The organism is Xanthomonas sp. NCPPB 2933 (genome assembly GCF_056725225.1).
Map to the genome: position 1 here is coordinate 1,791,919 of NZ_CM161518.1, position 16,786 is coordinate 1,808,704.

Here is a 16,786-nt window from a genome sequence, read left to right on the forward strand (position 1 = left end):
CGGCACGTGCGCCCAGTTGCACAATCTTTACGGGCCGACAGAAGCCGCTATCGATGTGAGTTTTTGGGAATGCCGCCCGGAGCACGACGCCACCATCGTGCCGATAGGGCGGCCCATCCAGAACGTCCAGTTGCACGTGCTCGGTGCGGCCGGGCAGCCTCAGCCGGTCGGCGTCCCGGGCGAGTTGCATATCGGCGGCGTCGGCCTGGCGCGCGGTTATTGCAACAAGCCGGAACTGACCCGCGAACAGTTCGTTCCCGACACGACCAGCGCCATCGCTGGGGCACGTCTCTACCGCACGGGGGATCTTGCGCGCTGGCTACCCGATGGCACGCTCGATTTCCTTGGACGCATTGACCATCAGGTCAAGATCCGTGGGCTGAGAATAGAGCTGGGCGAAATCGAAGCGGTTCTGTGCAGGCAGGACGATGTCAACGACGCGGTGGTGACAGTGCGCGGTGGGGGAGAGGACGTGTCGCTGGTTGCCTACGTCGGCACCCCTGCGTTACGCGAATCGCAAGACGGATCGGCGATTGCGGAACGGCTTCGTACCGTATTGCGTGCGGCCTTGCCCGAGTACATGGTGCCCGCCGCGTTCGTTGTCCTCGAACGCCTGCCACTGAACGCGAATGGAAAAATCGATCGCAAGGCCCTGCCCGAGCCAGGAATGGCGCCAGGCCATGTCTGGACAAGCGCGCAGACGCCCACGGAGGAAACGATTGCCGGGATATGGCGGATGCTGCTGCGCCTGGACGACATTGACGTGCTTACCGGTTTCTTTGAACTCGGCGGGCACTCGCTGCTTGCCGTGCGGATGATCGGCGAGGTACGGGAGCGTTTCGCCATCCACATCGCCATCCGGGATGTGTTCGAGCGCACCACCATCCGGGCGCTGGCCGACTTCGTGGACGAACAGTTGCGTCGCGAAGCGCTTCGGCGTGACTTGACGCTCGATCTCGCCGACAGCGGCGACCAGGAGTTCATCGAACTATGAGCGTAATCGACGTGTTACAGGAGTGCCGCGACGCGGGCATTCGCATTGCCGCCAGAGATGGCAAATTGCTGGTGGGCGATGCGCAGAGTCGGCTGAGTCCAGAGTTGCGCCGACGGCTCGCCGAGCACAAGAGCGCAATCCTGGACTACCTCCACGCAGCGTCATCGGCACCGGCATCGCGCATCGTCCACCATCAGGACGCCACGGAGCATCCATTGTCCTACGCGCAAAGGCGACTGTGGTTCCTGCACCAGCTCGATCCCGGGAGTGTGGAGTACAACCTGTCGCTGGCGTTTCGCGTACGCGGCGTCCTCGATACAGACGCGCTGCGCGCTGCGCTGGACGCTATCGTGAAACGCCATGCTGTTCTGCGCACCGCCTTCGTGGAACGTGACGGCGAACCTGTGCAGGTGGTGCATCCGCATCGCCCATTGCAGGTGAGGATGCGTGACGTGTCGGCATTGGCACCCGACGTGGCTCAACGCGAGGCGCTACGCCTCGCGCGCGAGGAGGCAGGCACTCCGTTCGATCTTCTCGGCCAGACCCCGATGCTGCGCTGCGCGCTGTTGCGCATCGCGGACCAGGAGCATGCGGTCGTACTGACGATGCATCACATCGCCACCGACGGGTGGTCGATGGGTGTACTGGTGCGGGAGTTCATGGCGCACTACGCCGCAGCCGCCGAAGGTCGCGGCGCGGCGTTGCCCTCGCTGGCGATCCAGTATGGCGACTACGCGCGTTGGCAACATGCCGAGCGCGAAAGCGGCGCGCTACGACAGTCGTTGGACTATTGGGTCGCACGTCTAGTCGGTATTCCCGAAGTTCACGACCTGCCGTTGGACCATCCGCGCCCGCCCAGGCAGCGCTTCACCGCGCAGCGCCACAATCAGTTGCTCGACCGCGCCGGTCTGGATGCGGTCAAACGCCTGGCCAATGCGACCGGTGCGACCCTGTTCATGGTGCTGCAATCGGCGTTCGCCCACCTCCTGTCGCGCTGGAGCGGTCAGCGCGATATCGTCATCGGCACACCGACCGCTGGACGCGACCAGACTGAAACCGCGCCGCTGATCGGCTTTTTCAACAATACGGTGCTCTGCCGCTTCGATGTCGATCTGGCTGCCGACGCACGAGCGTTAATCGCGCATGGCCGGGCTGTCGCACTGGATGCCTTTACCCACCAGCAGGTTCCATTCGATCTGCTGGTTGAAACCTTCTGTCCGCAGCGCAGTCTTGCCTACAATCCACTGTGCCAGATCAAGTTTGTACTGCAGAACCATGACGGCGGCGCCCTGGAACTGCCGGGATTGCATTTCGAACCGCTGGCGGCCGGCGGCGAGCACGTACACTTCGATCTCGATCTAACCGCGACCGAGAGCGACGACGGGCTGCACCTGGGATGGACATTCAAGGACGAGTTGTTCGAGCACGATAGCATCGAGCGCATGGCTGCTGCCTACGTGCGGTTGCTGCATGCGATGTGTAGCGAGCCGCAACGAGCGCTGGCTGGGGTCGCGCTGGTCGATGAGGCTCAGACGCGAGAGCTGTTCGCACTGGGACGTGGCCCGAGCTTGGGGCATGGGCGGCAGGAGCCACTGGTGCGCGCCTTCGAGCGCACCGCCCAGGCCTTCCCCCAGCACATCGCCGTGCGCTGCGGCGAGCGCGCCATCACCTACCGCGAACTCGACCTACGGGCGAATCGTCTAGCGCAGGCCCTGATCGAGCAAGGCGTTGGTTCAGGCGACCGCATCGGGATCTTTCTCGGACGCTCTATCGACCTGGTAATCGGACTGCTCGCAACGCACAAGTCGGGTGCTGCCTACGTGCCGCTCGATGGGCGGCAGAGCGCCGCGCAGTTGCAACGCATTCTCACCGATGCGGGGGTGCGTGTCGCCTTGCACCATAGCGCGCATCCGCTGCACGCCGCTGGCGTCGATACCGTGTTCATGGATGGTGCCGACAACGATCCACGTTGGTTCGAGGGCTACCCCAACGTTCGGCCAGGCACGGATCCCGGGCTCGACGACAGTGCCTATGTCATCTATACCTCGGGCTCGACCGGCACGCCCAAGGGCGTCGAAGTCGCCCATCGTGGAATGGTCGATTACTGCGCGTTCGCACGCCAGAGCTACTACTCCGCCGCGCTGGCGGGATCGCTTGTGGTCACCTCGCCGGCATTCGACCTGACCGTGCCGGCGCTGTTCGTGCCACTGCTGGTCGGTGGCACGGTCGATCTGATGGACGAGGGAGACGATCTGACCGCGCTGGCCGTTCGACTCGCTGCCGCCAACTGCGGCAATGCCCTGCTGCGGCTGACGCCCTCGCACGTGCAGGGTCTGCTGCATTTGCTTGACGAGACCGCACTACCGCAGGCGCACGTCTTCGTGATCGGTGGCGAACGCTTCCCGGTGGAGACCGCGCATGCATTGCAGGCGCGCTTTCCTGCGGCCCAGGTGTACAACCACTATGGACCAACCGAAACCGTGGTCGGCTGCAGCTGGTACGACGTCAGCGCCAACCTGGCATCGCTAGGACGGACAGTTCCGATCGGTCGGCCGATGCACAACACCGTCCTATATGTGTTGGATGCCAGGTTGCTCCCGGTACCGCTGGGCGTTGCGGGAGAGCTCTATATCGGCGGCGCCGGTGTTGCCCGTGGTTACCTGGGGCAGCCTGCGCTGACCGCTGAGCGCTTCTTGGAAGATCCATTTCGGGCGGGCGAGCGCATTTACCGAAGCGGGGATCGGGTGCGCTGGGGTCCTGATGGGCAACTGGAGTTCCTCGGGCGGGCCGACGACCAGATCAAGCTGCGCGGCTTCCGCATCGAGCTCGGCGAGATCGAGCACCACCTCGCCACGGCGCCAGGGGTGCGGCGCGCCGTCGTACGGCTGGTCGGCGAGGGCGACCAAGCGCGTCTGGTCGGCTATGTCGAACCGGCATTCGACGCGGCCGGCATCGCCGGACTACGCGCAGCGTTGGCCAAGATGCTGCCGGCGTACATGTTGCCTGCGGCGATCCTGGGTTTGGACGCGCTGCCGCTGACGGTCAATGGCAAGATTGACCGCCACGCCTTGCCCGTGCCGCAACTGGACGATGACGCCGCCCAGTGCGATGCGCCTGCGACCGAGACCGAGCGACGCTTGGCTGCGTTGTGGCAGCGCATCCTGAAGCGGGAGTGCGTGCACCGCAGCGCCAATTTCTTCGCGATGGGCGGCCACTCGCTGCTCGCCACGCGCCTAGTGGGCGACATCGGACGCGAGTTCGGCAAGCCCTTGCCTGTGCGTGCAGTGTTCGAGCACACGACCTTGCATGAACTCGCGGCCCACCTCGACACGCGAGCAGACGAGGCGGAGCGAGGCATTCCGGTGGCGGATCGCGCCGGATCGCTGCCGTTGTCATTCGCACAGCAGCGGCTGTGGTTCATCGATCGCCTAGAAGGCGGCAGCGCGCAGTTCAACATGCCAAGTGCGCTGCGTCTGCAGGGCGCGTTTGAGTCGGCGCTGTTCCAGCGCGCCTTGAATGCCTTGCTCGAGCGTCATGAGATCCTGCGCACCGTCTATGCCGATTGCGAGGATGGCGCGATTCAGGTGGTTCGTGCGTCATCGCAGCTGCCGATCGCATCGCACGACCTGCGCGAGCTGGCGGGCATCGCGCGCGCGGAGCGCGTGCAGGCGCTGAGGCGCGAGGAAGCCTTTCGGCCGTTCGATCTGACGGGCGATCCCGTGCTGCGTTGCGCATTGCTGCGACTGCGCGATGAGGAAACGGTGGTGCTGCTGACCGTGCATCACATTGCATCCGACGGTTGGTCCAATGGCGTACTGGTCCGAGAGCTCGTGGAACTCTACGACGCCCTTCGCGCTGGCCGCATGCCCGCGTTGGCGCCGCTTCCCGTGCAGTACGCCGACTACGCGCTGTGGCAACGCCGTCGCCTGCAGGGCGAGGTCTTGCAGACGGAACTGGCGTACTGGCGGCAGCGCCTGGCCGGCATCCCTTGGGTCCACAGCCTGCCGCTGGATCGGCCGCGTCCCGCCCAGCAGGATTTTTCTGGCAACGTCTATCTGCAAATCCTCGACGCCAGCCAGACGACGGCCGTGCGCGCGTTCTGCGCCGAGCGCGGTATCACCTTGTTCGTGTTGATGCGTGCACTTTTTTCGATGCTGATCGGGCGTGCCAGTCGCGAACAGGACATCGTGCTGGGAACTCCAGTGGCCGGGCGCGTGCATCGCGACCTCGAGGGCATGATCGGCCTGTTCGTGAATACGCTGGTGCTACGCACCGACCTTGGCGGAAATCCACGTTTTGACGAGTTGCTAGAACACTGCCGGCGTGATTCGCTCGAAGCGTACGCGCACCAGGAAATCCCGTTCGAGAACCTGGTCGAAGAACTCAAGCCCCCGCGCAGCCTGAGCTACAACCCGCTTGTGCAGATTCTGCTCAACGTGTTCGAGTCGGTACAGGAAGACCAGCTGGCTGTGGAGGGCATCGAGATGAGTGGGGTGGGTTCGGAGACGCCCGAATCGCTGTCCAAGGCGGACATGACCCTGTACGTCCGTCACTTCGACGGACAGTTGCTGCTGAAGTGGTCCTATCGCGCTTCTTTGTTCGAGGCTGCCAGCGTGAGGCGCCTGGCGTCTGGATTCGGTGAGCTGCTGCGGCAGGCGATTGCCGTCCCGCAGGCGCGCATCCTGGATTACGCGCTGCTCCCAGAGAATGAGCGACATTCCATTGTCGCGCAGGCGTTGCCAGAGCGACGCCGCTACGACGATGCGCGCCTGCACGAACGCGTCCAGGCCAAGGCCGCTACAACACCTGAAGCGACCGCATTGATCCACCACCAGGAACGGATCGATTACCTCACCCTCGACGCCCGCGCCCGCGCCTTGGCGGCACAGCTGCACGCGCGTGGCGTCACGCCAGGGGAGACCGTCGGCATCCTCGCCGACCGCAGTATCGACTACGCGGTTGCCGTGCTTGCTTGTCTCAACGTCGGTGCGGTGTATCTGCCACTGGCAGCGGACCTGCCTCAGGCGCGGATCGCCTACATGCTGCGCGACGCCGATGTCCGTGTCTTGCTCGTCGAGCCACGATTGCGCGAGCGCGCCGACGGTGTCGCCCAAGTGATCTTGCTGGGGACCGATAGCGGCCTGGGTCCGGCGGCGACGCCGACGTTGCCGCGTCCGCGTGCGGGCGATGGCTCGCACCTTTTGTTCACCTCGGGGTCCACCGGCCAGCCCAAACGCGTGCTCGGCACGCACGGGGCATTGGTCAATCGTGTGGAGTGGATGCTCGAGACGTTCCCGTTCGCGGATGACGAGGTTTGTTGCCTGATCACCAGCACGGCATTCGTTCGCGCCGTGTGGGAGCTCGCCGTGCCATTGGCCGCCGGTCGCCCGTCTTTGATCGTTGATGCGCAGACGGTTTCCGATTTGGCCGCGTTTGCGCGCCTGCTCGCAGAGCACCGCGTAACCCGCATCGTCACTGCACCCTCGCTGGCGCGAGCGCTGACCGAGCTACCTGATGCGGCGACGCTGCTAGTGGGACTGCGCTATTGGTTCGTCAGCGGTGAGCCGCTCCGCCCCGGTGTCGCCAAGCGGATACGCGCGGTGGTGCCCGGCGCGGTGCTGTGCAACCTGTATGGATCGACAGAAACGATGTCGGACGTCAGCTTTCATATTGTTGGCGACGACCAGCTGCGCGGCAGCATCCCCATTGGCAGGCCGATCGCCAACAGTGCCCTGCTGATCCTGGATGAATGTCTGCGCCCTGTGCCGCCGGGGATGCCCGGCGAGATTTGCGTCGCCGGCGAAAACCTAGCGCTCGGCTATCCCGGACGCATAGAGCTGACCGCGGAGAAGTTCGTTCGTCACGGCCTCGGCGGGGCATTCGGCGAGCGGCTCTATCGCACCGGCGACCTCGGACGCGTGCTCGCCGACGGTGCCATCGAATGCCTGGGGCGACTCGACCATCAGGTCAAACTGCGCGGCTTCCGTATCGAACTGGGCGAGGTCGAGGCTAGCCTGTTGCGCAGCGGGCGCGTCAAGGACGCGGTAGCGATGGTCCTGGGCGGGGAGGAGGGGAGTCTGGTTGCCTATCTGCTTGCGGAAAGCGGCCAGGACGATGTGGTGGCCGCGGTACGCGCAGAACTGCGCGATTGGCTGCCTGACTATATGCAACCCAGCACGTACGTGGTCATGGAGCGGTTCCCGTTGACCGCGAACGGCAAGGTCGACCGCCGTGCACTGCCGGAGCCGACACCGGGCACGAACGCCCATTCCCCTGCCGGAACGCCGACCGAGGCGACCGTTGCCGCAGTGTGGCGCGAGTTGCTCAAGCTCGACAGGGTGGGGATCGAAGCCAATTTCTTCGAGATTGGCGGCCACTCGCTGCTGGCGACGCGGATGGCGAGCGCCTTGGCCTCAAAAACCGGCAAAGCGGTTTCGGTGCGGATGGTGTTCGAGGCGCCGGTACTGGCGGATCTCGCGCGGCGTATCGATGCACACGCCGAGGCCGCCCAGTTGCCGATTCCACGTGCAGCTCGCGAAGGTGGATTGCCAATGTCGCTTGCGCAGCAACGGCTGTGGTTCGTCAGTCGCTTCGCGGGCGGTGCACAGTACAACCTGCCGACGTCGATGCGGATCGCTGGCGCGCTGGACAAGACGGCGCTGCGAAGCGCGCTCGATGCGCTGGTCGCACGCCACGAAGTGCTGCGGACCACCTACGCAGAGCGCAATGGGAACGCGGTACAGATCGTGCATCCGCCGGCGCCGTTTCCCATCACGCTGGTCGATCTGTCACATCTCGAGGGCGACTCTCAGGCCGCAGAGCTGCAGCGCCTGAGCCGCGAAGAGGCGCGGATGCCGTTCGATCTCGCCACCGGTCCAGTGCTGCGCTGCACTTTAGTCGCGCTCGCGTCGCAAGAACACGCGTTGTTATTCACCGTGCACCACATCGCCTCCGACGGCTGGTCGAAGGGACTGTTGGTACGCGAGTTCGTCGCGGCCTATGCGGGCCAGGCGCAGGGCGTGGCGAGTAGTTTTCCGGCGCTGGAGATCCAGTACGCAGACTACGCTGCATGGCAGCGCTCTCCAGAGCAGGCGAGTGTCATCGCCCGTGACCTCGAGTACTGGAAGAAGCAACTGGCGAATCCACCACAGGTGCATGCATTGCCGCTCGATCGGCTACGGCCCGTACGCCAGGACTATCGCGCCGGGAAAGTGGTGAGCCGCTTGCAGAGGCCCGGACTTGAGCGCCTGCGTCGCCTCGCTTTGGATTACGACGCGACGCTGTTCATGGCGCTACAAGCGGGCTTGGCCCTGCTGGTCGGTCGATGGAGCGGTGAGACGGACGTGGTGATCGGCGCGCCGGTCGCCGGCCGCACGCGGCGCGAACTTGAGCCACTGATCGGCTTTTTCATCAACAGCCTCGCGCTGCGATTCGATCTTTCGGGCAATCCTGACGTGCGCACATTGCTCGCACGGACGCGTCGCACGGTACTCGATGCGTTCGCGCACCAGAACGCATCCTTCGAGATGCTGGTGGAGACGTTGCAGCCAGAGCGCCACCTCAGCCACGGACCGCTATTCCAGGTGGTGCTGGCGTTGCAGAACCATGAGCGCGAGACGCTCAGCCTACCGGGCCTGGCAATCACTGCAATGTCCAACGATACGCACAGCATCGACTTGGACCTGCATGTGGCCGTAACCGAGGACGAGCACGGCCTGCAGTTCCGCTGGCTGTACGCGACTAGCCTGTTTGATGCTGCGACGGTCGAGCGCATGGCCGAAAGCTATCTGGCCTTACTTGCGGCGATGGCCGAGACCCCTGAGCAACCGATAATGGCACTGCCGCTGCTGCCTGCCGGCGATCGTGCGGCAATCGAGCAATGGGCTTGCCCGCAGCGGCAGGAACTGCCCTGTCTTTGCGCCCACGCCCTGTTCGAACAGCATGCCTCTGCCACCCCCCAGGCGATTGCCATAACCTGCGATGGTGAAAGTCTCAGCTATGGCGCACTGAATGCTCAGGCCAACCGCGTAGCACACTGGCTCCGTAGTGAGGGCGTAGGGCCAGGGCAACTGGTCGGCCTCTGCGCCGAGCGCTCGCTGGACATGATCGTCGGCCTGCTCGGAATCCTGAAGTCTGGCGCGGCTTACCTGCCGGTGGACCCGGCATATCCGCAAGAACGGGTCGAGGCGATGCTCGCCGACGGCGGCGTGGAACACGTACTTGCACATGCGAGCGTGCTGGACGCGTTGGCGGTTCTGGCCGAGCGCACCCTGCTACTGCTAGATGCCGAGCTGCGCACGTCAATGCTTGCTGCATACCCGGAGACTAATCCGGATGCTGATCACCTCGATCCAGCGCAGGCGGCCTATGCCGTGTTTACGTCCGGGTCGACCGGGACGCCGAAGGGCGTGCTTAATACCCATCGTGGACTGGTCAACCTGGCCTTTTACCAACAGCAGGCACTGGAGGTCGGGCCTGGCAGCCGTGTGCTGGCGTTCGGCTCGATCAGTTTCGATGGCGGCGTGTTCGATTGGCTAATGGCGCTTGCCCACGGCGGCAGCCTGCACATCTGCAACGAGGACGATCGACACTCGGTGCAACGGCTATCGACCCTGTTGGTGCGCGAGCGCATTACCCATGCGGCCATTCCGCCGGCGTTGCTCGCGCAGATGCCGCTAGAGCGGGATTACGCGCTGCGCTTGCTAATCATTGCCGGCGAAACCTGCGACGAATCCCTGGCTTGGCGTTGGGCCGAACGCTGCCGCGTCGTCAATTCCTACGGCCCCTCGGAGGCGGCCGTGGCCGCCACCCATGCAGACATCGTGGCGCAGTCGCAAGTCACCCTTGGCCAAGCACTGCCCAATGTCGAGTTGCGGATATTGAATGCATGCGGACAGCCGCAGCCGGTGGGTGTCTCTGGCGAGCTGTACCTGGGCGGCGCTGGTCTGGCGCTTGGCTATCTCGGCCGTCCTGAGCTGACCGCTGAGCGCTTTGTTGTTCATCCGGACAACGGCGAACGCCGGCTCTATCGCACCGGCGATCTGGTTCGCTGGCTGCCGGGAGGCAAACTGCAATTCCTCGGCCGTGCCGACGACCAGGTCAAGATTCGCGGCTTCCGCGTGGAGTTGAGCGAGATCGTGCAGCACCTGCTCGCGCATGCGCAGGTACGCGAAGCGGTCGCCATCGTACGCACTGAAACAGGCGACCCGCGCCTGGTCGCCTATGTTGTGCCCGCCGTCGCCAGCTGGCCCCATGCCATGCGCGAGTTGCGCGAGCACCTGCGCGAGCGCGTCCCGGACTATTTGATGCCGTCGGCCATCGTGGCCATCGACGCGCTGCCGCTGAATCGCAACGGCAAGGTGGACAGGACGGCGCTGCCGCAGCCTGACTACGCCATGGAGCAAGCGTTCGTCGCCCCTGTCGGCGATACCGAGCAACGCTTGGCGGCGATCTGGCAGCGAGTGCTCAAGCAGGAACGAATCAGCGCCGGGACCAATTTCTTCGAGATGGGTGGCCATTCGCTGCTCGCTACCCAGGTCATCAGTCATGTCGCCGAGGAATTCGGTCGCGACATCCCGATCCGCGTCCTGTTCGAACACCCCACCATCGCCGGCTTGGCGCGCCGCATCGACGAGGTCGCAGGCTCCAGCACGGCGCCCGCTATCGTAGCGGTGGACCGTAGCCGCCCGTTACCGCTCTCCTTTTCGCAGCAGCGCCTCTGGTTCATTGATCGGATGGGCGGCGGCAGCGCGCAGTACAACATGCGTTTCGGCGTCCGCCTGGCCGGAAGGCTAGACGCCCTGGCCGTGCGCAAGACGATCCAGGTCATCGTCGAACGCCATGAGATCCTGCGTACCACCTTTGCCATCCAGGATGGCGAGTCGGTGCAGGTCGTACATCCGGCACTTGCCCAAGCGATTGTCCAGCACGACCTGTCGAACCTGGCAACAGACGAGCGTGAGGCGGCTCTGGACAGGATCGTGCGTGCAGAAGCCGCGCATGTCTTCGATCTCACCTCAGACCCGATGCTGCGTTGCACGCTGGTGCATCTGCAGCAAGACGAGCACGCGCTCCTGCTGTCCACGCACCACATAGCTTCCGATGGCTGGTCGATGAACGTGCTGGGCAGCGAGTTCGCTGCATTGTACGAGGCATTCAGCAGCAGCCGCAGCGCGGTATTGCCGTCGCTGCGGATCCAGTATGGCGACTACGCCAGTTGGCAGCGCACCGTCCTGGAAGGCGGTGGTGGCTTGCAGATCCAACTGGAGTTCTGGCGTGACGCCCTGACCAACTTGCCGCCGGTACATGGGCTGCGGCTGGACAAGCCGCGGCCAGCGCTGCAACAATTTGAAGGCGACTACGTCGCCAGACGCCTGGATATCGACTCGTTGCACCGTCTGAAGCAACTTGCACTGGGCAACCAGGCCAGCCTGTTCATGGTGCTGCAGGCGGCGCTGGCTGTGCTGATCGGGCGTTGGAGCGGCGAGGCCGATATCGTGATCGGCACGCCGGTCGCCGGACGGACGCAGAAATTGCTCGAACCGATGATCGGCTTCTTCGTCAACAGCTTGGTGCTACGCACCGACCTGTCAGGCGACCCAAGCTTTATCGAAGTGCTGCGCCGCACGCGCACGGCGACCCTGGACGCCTTCGCACATCAGCAGGTGCCGTTCGAAATGCTGGTGGAAGCGCTGCGCCCGGAGCGCTCCTTGAGCCATTCGCCGCTGTACCAGATCAGCTTCACCTTGCACAATCACCAGGAAGGGCAGTTTGCCCTGCCCGGATTCGACCTGCGTCCGCTGCGCGGCGACGTGCAGCAGTGCCGCAACGATCTCGAGTTGCACATGACCGAGACCGAGGCTGGCATCCACATTCGCTGGGTGTACGCGACCAGCCTGTTCGAGCGTGGCACGATCGAGCGCATGGCCGACGCCTTTCAGGTCCTGGTCGCCCATTTGCTCGACCAGCCCGGCCTTGCGGTGAACGCGTTGCCGCTGCTTACCGATGACGCACGCGATGCCCTGCTGCCGGAACTCCGCGGCGTGTCGCGAGGCGGTCAGGCGGACCGGTTGTTACATCGTTTGTTCGAGGCACGCGCGGCCGATCGACCTGACGCGGTTGCAGTGACGTTTGGCGATTCACATTGGAGCTACGGCGAACTCAACCGCCGTGCAAACCGAGTCGCCCATGCGCTGATCGCGATGGGAGTGAAGCCCGATGACCGCGTTGCTCTGTGCGTAGCGCGTGGCCCCCACCTGCTGGCCGGTGTGCTTGCCATTCTCAAGGCAGGCGGCGGCTACGTGCCACTAGATCCCGCCTATCCGCAGGAGCGATTGCACTGGATGATGCTGGACAGCACGCCGGTGGCATTGCTCGCTGCCCACGGACTAGCGCATGCATCGCTGCCGCCCGGTATGGCGCGGCTAGATCTTGATGACGAAACCGAACTTGCTCGCCATGCCGAACACAACCCGGACGTGCCCGATCTTGATGCAGAACATTTGGCCTACGTGATCTATACCTCGGGGTCCACCGGGACGCCCAAAGGCGTCCAGGTCGAACATCGTCAAGTGTTCCGCCTACTCGCTGCGGCCGAGGGCGATCTCGACTTGGATGAAAGCCAGACCTGGACCTTGTTCCATTCCTTCGCGTTCGATTTCTCGGTCTGGGAAATTTGGGGCGCGCTGGCGTATGGAGGACGTTTGGTTGTGGTGTCTGGCGAGTGTGTGCAGTCGCCGGAAGATTTCTATGCCCTGCTGTGCCGTGAACGCGTCACGGTGTTGAACCAGACCCCGAGCGCATTCCGTCAGCTGATCCTCGCCCAAGCGCGCAGCGCGCAAGCGCATTGCCTACGCACGGTGATCTTTGGCGGCGAAGCGCTGGATCCGAAGATGCTCGGCACCTGGGCGGAACGCAACGACGTCGGCCGCACCAGGCTGGTCAACATGTACGGGATCACCGAAACCACGGTGCATGTCACCATTCGTATACTTGGCCTGGATGACATCTTCGGTTGCGGCAGCAGCGTCATAGGGCGGCCGCTCCCTGGCATGTCCATCTACATCCTCAATCCGCTGATGCAACCGAACCCGGTCGGTGTAGTCGGAGAAATTTACGTGGGCGGCAGTGGTGTCGCGCGAGGCTATCTGAATCGCAAGGAATTGACCGAGCTACGGTTTGTCGACAACCCTTTCGACGCTACCGGCGGGGGTGGGCGGCTGTATCGCAGCGGCGACCTGGCAAGATGGACCGCGCAGGGCGACATCGAATACCTCGGTCGCAACGATTTCCAAGTAAAGATCCGTGGTTTCCGCATTGAGTTGGGGGAAGTCGAAGCACGTCTGGCGCGTTTGCCGGGGGTGCGCGAGGTGGCCGTACTGGCGCGAGAGGATGAGCCCGGAGAAAAACGCCTGATTGCATACCTTGTCACCGAAGCCGATGCTTGCGTCGATATCTCCGCGCTGCGGCAGACGTTGATAGAAGAGCTACCAGACTATATGGTACCGAAGGCATACGTTGCGCTTGCCGCACTTCCGCTGACAGCGAATGGAAAGCTTGATCGGCATGCCTTGCCAGTACCGGATCGTGCTGACGTCACATTGCGTGACTACGCGGATCCGGTGACCGACACGGAACGCGTGATCTCGAACCTATGGACAGACCTGATGAGCGTGCCTCGTGTCAGTCGTTTCGACGATTTTTTCGAGTTGGGAGGACATTCAGTTCTCGCGATCAAGCTCATGGCGACGTTGTCTGAGCGATTTGATGCAAGGCTTCACATCCGTGACTTGTTCCGCCATCCGGTTCTTGTCGATTTGGCAAGGCATGTGGACGACATCGTGATCGGCGGCAGCACTGACTGGCATCCATTGGTGCCTTTGGATGCCTCGCCTGGCGTCCGCCCGCTGTACTGCTTCCCCGCCGCCGGCCTTACGGCAGTTGCGTACCGGCCGTTAGCTAAGGCGCTGCAGGGGCGCTTGGCGCTCCATGTGCTTGATCCATGCGGTACGGATGGCCGGCTGCCTCCGAGTCGTTCCATGCATGAGACGGTGGAGCTGAACCTACGAGCGTTGCTGACCTGCCAGCCGCAGGGGCCCTACCTGTTTGCGGGCCATTCCTACGGTGGCGCCGTCGCCTTTGAGGTCGCTCGTGTGCTGGAGATGCGCGGTCACCAAGTGCAACTGGCGCTCATCGACAGTGCGATCTACCTGCGCGATTCGCAACGCTCAGAACGATCACTCAGCGGTCGCCTGATACGCATGCTCGGGGCTGACGCGGAGGGCTCGCAGTCGTTGGAGAGCTTGGACGATGAGCAGGCCTTGCGTGCTTTTTTCGCAGAACGCCTGCAACGTCAAGGGCTCAGCGCTGGCTCGCAGGTAGAAGCCTCGGTCGGGTTAATGGACGTTTTCAGGACCCAGCTGGCCATCCACCGCAACTACCGGCCAACCGGGCGATTCGGTGGGCAGGTCATATCGATTCTTGCCCGTGACGGCGCGATCGCAAGCTTATCGCCGAACAATCTGGCCGGTCACTACAGCGTATGCCTGAGCACGGATGTCGAGGTGCACCTTGCTGATGGCGGGCATCTGTCGATGCTGTCGAACGGCAACGCATTCGGCCTGGCGGACTTGATCGCCGGTCAGTTGACAGCTGGCGGCATTGATCGGGAGTGACCTGCATAAGTTTTGAATGAATGCCCACTCCGATGCCACCTGAAACGTCGTGCAAATACGGCGGCATCGGAACTTAAAGGGAGTTTTTTTACTTCCACACGCGTCGCCATTCCAGGCAGCCAACTACCAGGTCAATCACGAGTATGGATATTGCAAGAAACTCCGGCGGTGCCAAGAAATGGTTTCGCAATCGCTGGGTATGGGGAGCCGTCGTCGCGCTGGTGGTGATCGTGTTTCTCACACGTACCGGTTTCGGCAGTGCTTCTTACGTGGTAGACAAGGATGATGTCGTCATAGGCACGGTGCAACGCGGCGACTTCTCCGTGCAGGTGCGCGGTATCGGCGTGCTGATGCCTAAGGACATCCACCTTCTTGCCGCGAACGTGGATGGCCTGGTCGAGCGCATCAACGTCGAGGCTGGCGGGATCGTAAAAAAGGGAGACGTCGTGGTCATCCTGAGCAATCCGCGTCTGAACGAGCAGCTGCTGCAGGCGCAGTGGGAAATCGACGCGCAAGTAAAGCAGAACCGCGCGGCGGAGTCGACGTTGCGCTCCCAGCTGGCCGACCTACGATCGGAGGCCAAGAATGCGGAGCTGGACTACCTTAGCGTCAAGGTCAAGTACGACGCCGAAAAGCAGCTTGTCGAGCAAAAGATCGTGTCCCGCATCACAGCTGAGCAATCCAGAATCGTGATGGAGCAAAACCACCACAAGATTGATGCCCAGAAGGAACGCGTAAGGCGCATGGAGGATAGCTTGTCGGCGACGACCGAGGCCAACGTCGCTGTGGTTTCCAAACTTGAAAAATCCAAAAACCTGATCCAGCAGCAGATCGATGACCTGACCATTCGCGCCGGCATTGACGGTGTGGTGCAGCAAATGTCACTACAGCTGGGGCAGCGCGTGACCGCTGGCACGCAGGCCGGCCAAATCGCCCGTCAGGACGATCTGGTTGCTTTGCTCGACGTCCAGGATTTCCAGGTCAACGATGTCGCACTCGGACAATCTGTCCTTGTGGACACCCGCACCAGCAAAATTCCCGGACGCGTCACGCGCATCGCACCCTCTGCGACGAACGGGGTGGTCAAGGTCGAAGTCGTGTTGACTGGCAAGATGCCGCCGGAGGCGCGTCCTGACCTGAGCGTCGAAGGCATTATCGACATCGAGAAGAAGCATAATGCGCTGTTCGTCGAGCGGCCACCTTTTGCCAAAAGCCAGGGCAACGTCGAGCTATACCGCCTGGACGGCAATGCGGCCAGTCGCGGTTCCGTGCAGTTCGGACGTGCCTCCACACGCTATATTGAAGTGCTGAGCGGATTGCAGGCAGGCGATCAGGTCATCGTATCCGACTCGTCGGCCTGGAGCAGTTATGACAAAGTCTCGGTCAAGTAGGTGGCATCGGACATGTCTGACAGCGAACCGCTCATCCAGCTGCAGGGGCTGCGCAAATCCTTCTTTACCGACGAGGTGGAGACGCGCGCATTAGACCGCATCGACCTCATTGTCAGACGAGGTGAATACGTGGCGTTCTCCGGACCCTCTGGCTGCGGCAAGTCCACCTTGCTTTCGCTGCTGGGCCTGCTCGATGCGCCGACCGCCGGGCGCTACGTGCTCGGTGAGCACGACGTTTCCACCATCGGCCGCGACGAACGTGCGCGTATCCGCAACCGCGAAATCGGATTCGTGTTTCAGTCGTTTAATCTGATAAGCGACATGACCGTGGCGGAGAATGTCGCCTTGCCGCTGTCATATCGACGCGATCTCGGTGCCCAGGACGTCGCAGCGATGGTGGCACATGCGTTGGATCGGGTCGACATGTCACATCGCGCCAAGCATTTTCCCTCGCAGCTTTCGGGCGGCCAGCAGCAGCGTGTGGCGGTGGCGCGCGCAGTCGTCGCCAGTCCGCTGCTGATTCTGGCGGACGAGCCGACTGGCAATCTAGATTCGAAGAATGCGGAGACGGTGACAGAACTTTTGGAGGGGCTGCACGCGGAAGGCTCAACGATCTGCCTGGTCACCCACAATCCCGGGTACGCCGCACGTGCAAGCCGCCAGGTCGATCTCCTGGATGGACGTCTCCTCTCCGATTCGTCGGCACGCGTGGTCGGGTGAGGATCGGA

Annotated in this window: 4 protein-coding genes (1 of these 4 cut by a window edge); all 4 read left to right on the plus strand. The window is 63.2% G+C overall.

Features of this window, described 5'->3' with window-relative positions; translation table 11 throughout:
• Positions 1 to 994, plus strand: partial view of a non-ribosomal peptide synthase/polyketide synthase gene (locus AC1PLU_RS07205; RefSeq protein ID WP_481108068.1) — the final stretch only. Its footprint begins 14,753 nt before the window's first position; only the last 994 of its 15,747 coding nucleotides appear in the window; its start codon lies off the left edge, out of view; it ends in the stop codon at positions 992 to 994.
• Positions 991 to 14,667 carry an amino acid adenylation domain-containing protein gene (locus AC1PLU_RS07210; protein WP_481108069.1) on the plus strand — a complete coding sequence of 4,559 codons (13,677 nt, stop codon included), beginning with the start codon at positions 991 to 993 and terminating at the stop codon, positions 14,665 to 14,667. The genes AC1PLU_RS07205 and AC1PLU_RS07210 overlap by 4 nt, the downstream gene beginning before the upstream one ends.
• Before the next feature lie 143 nt (positions 14,668 to 14,810).
• Positions 14,811 to 16,058: an efflux RND transporter periplasmic adaptor subunit gene (locus AC1PLU_RS07215; RefSeq protein ID WP_481108070.1), complete on the plus strand. Its 1,248-nt coding sequence runs from the start codon at positions 14,811 to 14,813 to the stop codon at positions 16,056 to 16,058.
• Between the two features lie 12 nt (positions 16,059 to 16,070).
• On the plus strand, positions 16,071 to 16,778 hold the full coding sequence (locus AC1PLU_RS07220; protein ID WP_481095310.1) for an ABC transporter ATP-binding protein: 708 nt from the start codon (positions 16,071 to 16,073) through the stop codon (positions 16,776 to 16,778).
• Positions 16,779 to 16,786 lie beyond the last annotated feature (8 nt).